The organism is Caminibacter sp. (assembly GCF_053999135.1).
Map to the genome: position 1 here is coordinate 1 of NZ_JBMXVQ010000035.1, position 6632 is coordinate 6632.

At 32.5% G+C, this 6632-nt stretch carries 9 protein-coding genes; 5 read left to right on the plus strand and 4 right to left on the minus strand.

Translation table 11 applies throughout. From position 1 onward, the window contains the following. Positions 1-71: 71 nt before the first annotated feature. Entirely contained in the window at positions 72-347 is a 276-nt protein-coding gene (gene rpsO / locus ACXJH6_RS03175) for a 30S ribosomal protein S15 (RefSeq protein ID WP_456470331.1), read from the plus strand. A 10-nt stretch (positions 348-357) separates the two neighbouring features. On the opposite strand, the gene ACXJH6_RS03180 is transcribed toward rpsO, so the two are convergent. Both ACXJH6_RS03180 and hisD read right to left on the minus strand, forming a co-directional pair. After that, on the minus strand, positions 358-795 hold the full coding sequence (locus tag ACXJH6_RS03180; RefSeq protein ID WP_456470323.1) for a hypothetical protein: 438 nt from the start codon (positions 793-795) through the stop codon (positions 358-360). Continuing rightward, positions 792-2081, minus strand: a complete 1290-nt coding sequence (hisD, locus tag ACXJH6_RS03185) for a histidinol dehydrogenase (RefSeq protein WP_456470324.1) — start codon at positions 2079-2081, stop codon at positions 792-794. Before hisD ends, ACXJH6_RS03180 begins: the two co-directional genes overlap by 4 nt. Positions 2082-2147: 66 nt before the next feature. Between hisD and ACXJH6_RS03190 the strand changes: the two genes are divergently transcribed. Then, a complete protein-coding gene (locus ACXJH6_RS03190; protein ID WP_456470325.1) occupies positions 2148-2864 on the plus strand; it encodes an ABC transporter permease in 717 nt (238 codons plus the stop codon). Positions 2865-2875: 11 nt separating this feature from the next. Here the strand turns inward: ACXJH6_RS03190 and gpmA are convergent, their stop codons facing one another. Together gpmA and ACXJH6_RS03200 are read right to left on the minus strand one after the other, a co-directional pair. Beyond that, positions 2876-3565, minus strand: a complete 690-nt coding sequence (gene gpmA, locus ACXJH6_RS03195) for a 2,3-diphosphoglycerate-dependent phosphoglycerate mutase (protein ID WP_456470326.1) — start codon at positions 3563-3565, stop codon at positions 2876-2878. A 13-nt stretch (positions 3566-3578) separates the two neighbouring features. Beyond that, positions 3579-4073: a stationary phase survival protein SurE gene (locus ACXJH6_RS03200; protein ID WP_456470327.1), complete on the minus strand. Its 495-nt coding sequence runs from the start codon at positions 4071-4073 to the stop codon at positions 3579-3581. Positions 4074-4113: 40 nt separating this feature from the next. Here ACXJH6_RS03200 and surE point away from each other — a divergent pair, with 40 nt between their 5' ends. The 3 genes from surE to ACXJH6_RS03215 all read left to right on the plus strand — a co-directional run. Then, the gene (gene surE, locus ACXJH6_RS03205; protein ID WP_456470328.1) at positions 4114-4878 is read left to right on the plus strand and encodes a 5'/3'-nucleotidase SurE; all 765 of its coding nucleotides are present in this window, start codon (positions 4114-4116) and stop codon (positions 4876-4878) included. Continuing rightward, positions 4878-6086 (plus strand): YcaO-like family protein, encoded by a 1209-nt coding sequence (locus tag ACXJH6_RS03210; protein ID WP_456470329.1) that lies wholly within the window; start codon positions 4878-4880, stop codon positions 6084-6086. Before surE ends, ACXJH6_RS03210 begins: the two co-directional genes overlap by 1 nt. Then, positions 6076-6632 (plus strand): tRNA threonylcarbamoyladenosine dehydratase (locus tag ACXJH6_RS03215; RefSeq protein WP_456470330.1); only part of this gene is annotated, 557 nt, incomplete at its 3' end. The genes ACXJH6_RS03210 and ACXJH6_RS03215, both read left to right, overlap by 11 nt.

Sequence of the window (6632 nt, forward strand, 5' to 3'; positions counted from 1 at the left end):
TCATAATATTTGCTTTTTATTTAAAACTTATGTATACTTCTATTTCAAAATTTACCAATCAGGAGGCTAACATGGCTTTGGATTCGGCGAAAAAAAGAGAAATCATCGCTAAATTCGGAAATAATGAAAATGATACTGGAAGTCCTGCGGTTCAAATCGCGCTTTTGACTGAAAGAATCAATCAGATTAACGAACATTTACAAACTCACAAACATGACCATTCAAGTAGACTAGGTTTATTAAAATTAGTTGGACAAAGAAAAAGACTTATGAGATATCTTAAGAAAAAAGACCACGACAAATATCTCGAAGTTATTGCTGCTCTAAATTTAAGAGACAGAGTTTAATCTCTTCTCTTTATTTATTTAACGCTTTCCTTTCTATTTCATCAAGTTTATCTTTATATTTCAAATTAGCAGGTAAGATAGTACCATGAAAATAATCAAAAAGAGCTTTACTTCTATTTTTGTGGTTTAATATCTTTTCAAACAAAATAATAGATTTTTTTTCATTCTGTTCTACCTTAAAATTTTCATTAAAAAGCATCAATGCACTTAACAAATCAGCTGTTTTGGATTTCGGATTTGAAGCTATTTTTAATAAATGATTAAGAGTGAGTTCTTTTTTATTTTCTTTAATATCAAATTCTTTTTTATTATCAGATGTTTTAGAGGCAATATATATAAGTCCCACCGAAAAAACAACAAATAAAAAAAGATACACCAGGAAAAACCAATCCTGGTTTGGCAAAAAATTTAAAAAAAAATCAACCGTATTTTCTAAAGCCTCTTTCACTTAAGTCTTTCTAACACCGATTTTTCATGAGCCGTAAGACCTTCCGTATGAGCGAGAGTGGCACACTCTTTGCCCATCTCCTCAATTGCCTGCTTGCTAAAAGAAATAATTGAAGATTTCTTCATAAATACTTCAACATTAAGAGGTGAATAAAATTTAGCGGTCCCGCCCGTTGGAAGAGTATGATTAGGTCCTGCTATATAATCGCCTATAGGTTCAGGGGTATTTTCACCTAAAAATATCGCTCCTGCATGTTTAATTTTAGGCAATAGCTCAAAAGGATTTTTTGTCATTATTTCAAGATGCTCAGGAGCAATCTCATTCATAAGCTCAATTGCTTCATCTATATCGTTTGTAACTATTACAGCACCTCTTTCCTCTATGGATTTTCTGGCAATCTCTTCCCTTTCAAGCTCTTTTAAAAATTTTTCTATTTCAATAACAGTCATATCCGCTATTTCTTTAGAATCGGTAATTAAAATAGAACTTGCCATCTCATCATGTTCTGCCTGAGATAATAAATCAATTGCCAGATAATGAGGTTTGGCACTCTCATCAGCTATAATACCAATCTCACTTGGTCCTGCTATCATATCGATATTAACATCTCCGTATACAAGTTTTTTTGCCGTAGCTACGAAAATATTTCCTGGACCGGTAATAACGTCAACTTTAGGAATACTCTCAGTCCCGTAAGCCATAGCGGCAATAGCACTTGCTCCCCCTACTTTATACGTTTTTGGACATCCGCAGATATACAGAGCGCCTAAAAGAAGTTCGTTCGGTTTGTTTTCAATTACCGGGGTAGTTACTACAATTTCTTCAACTCCGGCGACAATTGCCGGAATTACGTTCATAAGAAGCGAACTTGGGTAAAACGCTTTTCCGCCCGGCACATATACGCCGGCCTTATCTACCGGAGTCACTTTTTGTCCTAATACAGTGCCGTTTTTTTCAAAATCAAGCCAGGATTTCGGAAGCTGTTTTTCATGGTATTTTTTTATTCTTTCATATGCCAAGTGAAGCGCTTTTTTTAATTCTTCATCAAGATTTTCATATGCTTTTTTCATCTCATCAGGCATTATTTCCAAATCTTTATTTTCTTTTGGTTCCCACTTGTCAAATCTTGAAATATGTCTGAATAAAGCTTTGTTTCCTTCTTCTTTTACTTCTTTTATAATATTTTTTACTATCTCTTCCACATTTGCTATATCCATTTTACCGCGCTGTAATATCTCTTCAAACTCTTTTCTGAATCCCGGGTTGTTTATATCAAGTATTTTCATACCCTGCCTTTTTTATAGAAATTGTATCAAATCATTATGTTAAAATTCCACCCAAAAAGGCATTTTATGGATATATCGCTTATAGCTTTTAGTTTTATTTTGGTTTTAATTCCCTCAATAATTACCTATAAATTAAATATCGGCATTGAAAAAGAGATACTAAAAAATTCAATAAGGGCTCTTTTACAACTAACAGCCCTTGGATTTGTTTTGGGTTTTTTATTTAAAATTAAAAACCCTTTTTTTTATATCCCGGTAATTTTGTTTATGCTTTTATATTCAGCCTATATCGCCCAAAAAAGAACGAAATATTCTTTTAAAGCCGCCTTTTTAACCCTCTCACTCTCAACCTTAATAATTCTAAGCATATTAATCGTATTTAAAATTATCTCTTTAAAACCGAATGAATTTATTCCGATTAGCGGCATGATTATCGGAAACGCTCTTAATACATATACTTTAACTATTGAAAGACTAAAAAGAGAAATAGAATTACAGCGTGAACTGATTGAAGCTTTTATAGCCATAGGAGCAAAATACACCGATGCTCTTAAAATCATGCAGCGTGAAGCCATAAAAGCGGCTTTGATACCTGTAAATAACATGCTACAGACAATAGGAGTCGTGGCAATCCCTGGAATTACTACGGGTATGCTTTTAGCGGGAGCTAATCCGTTAAAAGCCGTTAGTTACCAGATAGTGATTATTTATATGCTTGTAAGTATTAATCTTTTCAGTTCTTTATTTGGAAGCTGGTTTTTTATACGCCAAAAAATCAAATGATTTTTCGGCTTTTAGTCGATATTATATACGTTTTTTATATGTAAAGCTTCATCGAATTCATAAACTCTCGGAACCCCTGTGGCGATTTCGAATTTCGGAATATCTTCATCGCTTATTCCGTCAAGTTCTTTTACCATACCTCTTATCGTATTTCCATGAGCTGTAATAAGTACATCTTTTCCTTCTACAAGTAAAGGGGCCACTCTTTCATGAAAAGCTGCCATAGCTCTTTTTTGATTGTCTTTTAAACTTTCGCTGTTTGGTAAAAGTTCTATTGGAAAATTTTTATATTTAGGATCGAATCTAGGATGTCTAGGGTCGTTTTCGCTTAAAGGCGGAGGCGGTACGTCATAGCTTCTTCTGTATAACAAGAATTTTTCTTCCCCCACTTCTTTTTTTACCTCATCTTTATTTAATCCAGTCAAAGCTCCGTAATGCCTTTCGTTAAATCTCCAGTCTTTAAGATGGTCAATCCATAAAAGGTCTAATTCTTCTAAAATAATAATACCTGTTTTAATAGCTCTTTTTAAGTAGCTTGAAAAACAGACATCAAAAACAAATCCCGCTTCTTTTAGTTTTTGCCCGGCTTTTTTTGCCTCTTCAATTCCTTCAGGCGCCAAATCAACATCTACCCAACCTGTAAATCTGTTTTGTTTGTTCCATTCACTTTTTCCATGTCTGACCAGTACTAATTTTGCCATTGTCATCCTTTGTTTAGATTTGCTGAAATTTTATCAAATTTTTAATCCCAGCGCGATTTTTCCACTCTGCCAGCTTTATAATAGCCAGATTTATATCAAATTCTTTTGAAATCATAGGAAAAATCACTTCCCCATCCACCGCAATAAAAAAATTATCATGAAAATCTTTATAATCTTTTCTTTGGATTATCAGATATGTCAATTCATTATCAAGAATTCTTGGAATATTTTTATTTATACAAACTCCGATTTGCTCCCTCATAAATGTATTTAGCGCTTTTAAGTAATTAAGTACCAAATCTTCCCAACTTAAAAGCTCACCTAAAGAGTTGTAAATTTTTATGCTTTTTAAATTCATTTTTTCACTATCCACCCAAACTCCGACATCATAATCTTTTAATCTGTTCTTAAACTCTTCAAAATCCTTTTGGATATCGCTGCCGGCAAAAGGATAATTTGATAAAATTTTAAAAGATATATCATCTCTTAGGTATTTTGAATAGTCCATATTCGAGCCTTTTTTTTTGAAATTATACAAAAGGACATAAATGAAAAAAATTTTGATTACAAATGACGATTCATATGAAGCAAAAGGACTTGAAATTTTAATAGACGCCGTTAAGGATTTAGGTGAAATATACATAGCGGCTCCCGCTTTTCCAAAAAGTGCTTGCAGCCATTCTTTAACAATAACAAAACCTTTAAGATTTATAAAAGTTGATAAAAATTTTTATAAGCTCGATGACGGAACTCCTACTGATTGTGTTTATTTGTCTTTTCCGGAATTCTTTTACGGACAAAAACCTGATATTGTTTTAAGCGGCATTAACCACGGTGCAAATCTCGGCGAAGACGTTACCTATTCGGGAACTGCCGGAGGAGCCATGGAAGGAGCTCTTCACTCAATTCCTTCAATCGCTTTTTCTCAGGTGCTAAAAAGTTTTGACAACCCTCCAAGCGAACTAAACTGGAAAAATGCTAAAAAAGTTGCGCGTGAGATTACGGAAAAAGTACTTGACGGGAAAATAACTATTCCTCATCGACATATTCTAAACATAAATATACCAAACACAAGAAAAATAAAAGGTTACAAAGCAACAAAACTCGGATACAGACTTTATGGAAATGACGCCCATAAACACAAAAATCCAAGAGGGGAAGAATATTACTGGATAGGACTTCATCCTTTAGCTTTTAAAGAAGAAACCGGAAGTGATTTTAACGCAATAAAAGAAGGATACGTTTCAATAACCCCTATAAAACTCGATATGACGGGATATGAAGCGCTTGAGAAACTGAAAAAAGAGATTTAATGGAAAAGCTTTTACAAAATTTAAATATCGATATAAAAGAAAACACCGAACCTTTTAAAAATATTTATAAAACTACCCTTACATCTTCCTACCTTCCTTTTAAAAGTTTTGGAAAAGGATTTACCAAAGAAGAAGCTAAAACCAGCGCATACGGGGAAATGTGCGAAAGAGTACTTACAAGAAATTTTTTAGAAGAATTTTATATTAACGGATTATATCCAGATGCCGTTATCGGTGATAAATTTCTTAATTCTTATTTATATGATTTTTATCAAATAAAAGAGCTGGAAAAAGAAGATTTGTTTGATTTTAATTCCGATATTTTCGATATTCTCTCCATTCCTTTTACAAATCCGAAAACAGGTGAAATAGTTTATTTTCCAATAAATATTATCCACAATTTATATGCCAGCAACGGAATGGCTTTTCATTTTGATTTAAAACAAGCCTATTACAACGCAAAAACAGAAATAATAGAAAGATTTGTAAAATATGAAGTAATTAAATATGCTCTGCCTCTTCCAAAAATCGACCATTACTTAAATTCATCCCATATTCAAATATACGACGCCTCGCTTGATGGAAAATATCCTGTAATGGCGGCAAGCTATATTCAAGATGAAGAAATTATTTTGGCTTTTGGATGTGATTTGGACAAAGAAACCGCTGTAAAAAAGGCATATCTTGAACTCTTACAAACAGGGCTTGAAAAAAAAGGAAAATTTGTCGATGATATAGACTACATCAAAAGTCCCCTTAATCTTACTCAGCATTTTATCGATTTAAGCGGAGATGTTCATTCAAATTTTTTAAAAAAACCTTATTTTGATAAAAAAAACTGGCATTTTGAAAATTTAGACGTTTTCAATGAAGATGAATTTTTAAGAATTTACAGATATAAAAATTACACTGCCGTTCAGGTTATAATACCCGGAATCAGCGAAGTATATCCGGTTGAAGATTTGGCTTACAACAATATAAACCGTGGAAAATTTTTAAGAAACGATATTTTAAATCTGAAAAATAAAAATAAAATTATTGATAAATGCTATGAATACGGCGTTTGGAATATAGGAGAATTTATAGGTGTAATATTTAAAAGACCTTATACAATAGAAAACATAGACGAACTGTACGAAGGTTATGAATTTTCGCCTCAATTTGAAAATATTCAAAATCTTGCTAAAAGGCTTAAACTTGAGATATGACAGATGTAAAAAACTTTTTTCGAAATTCGAAAAATTAAAAAATTTAAAAATACTAATCTGCGGAGTCGGAGGGGTTGGAGGATACGCTCTTGATTGTCTTTACCGCTCAGGAGTAAAAAACATAACGATTGTAGATTTTGACACATTCGACATTACAAACCAAAACCGTCAAATAGGAAGTGAATTTTTGGTTGAAAAAAAAGTACACGTCCTATCTAATTTGTATCCTGGAATTATTCCTGTTGATATGAAACTCACGCCCGAAAATATAGAAAAATTAAACATAAAAGATTATGACATTGTAATTGACGCTATAGATGATTTAAACGCAAAAATCGCTTTAATTAAAAAAGCACATCCAAAAATCATCTCTTCTATGGGCGCGGCTAAAAGAGTTGACCCTACAAAAATAAAGATTGACAGCATCTGGAAAACTCAAAACGACCCTTTTGCAAAAAAAGTAAGAGACAGATTAAAAAAAGAAAATTTTAAAAAAGATTTTAAAGTCGTATTTTCTACCGAAAGACCTGTTGAATGTAATATGGG

Excerpts from the sequence above, each read along its gene's own strand:
- rpsO (WP_456470331.1), top strand. The coding sequence starts at position 72 with ATGGCTTTGGATTCGGCGAAAAAAAGAGAAATCATCGCTAAATTCGGA.
- hisD (WP_456470324.1), bottom strand. The coding sequence starts at position 2,081 with ATGAAAATACTTGATATAAACAACCCGGGATTCAGAAAAGAGTTTGAA.
- ACXJH6_RS03190 (WP_456470325.1), top strand. The coding sequence starts at position 2,148 with ATGGATATATCGCTTATAGCTTTTAGTTTTATTTTGGTTTTAATTCCC.
- gpmA (WP_456470326.1), bottom strand. The coding sequence starts at position 3,565 with ATGGCAAAATTAGTACTGGTCAGACATGGAAAAAGTGAATGGAACAAA.
- ACXJH6_RS03200 (WP_456470327.1), bottom strand. The coding sequence starts at position 4,073 with ATGGACTATTCAAAATACCTAAGAGATGATATATCTTTTAAAATTTTA.
- surE (WP_456470328.1), top strand. The coding sequence starts at position 4,114 with ATGAAAAAAATTTTGATTACAAATGACGATTCATATGAAGCAAAAGGA.
- ACXJH6_RS03210 (WP_456470329.1), top strand. The coding sequence starts at position 4,878 with ATGGAAAAGCTTTTACAAAATTTAAATATCGATATAAAAGAAAACACC.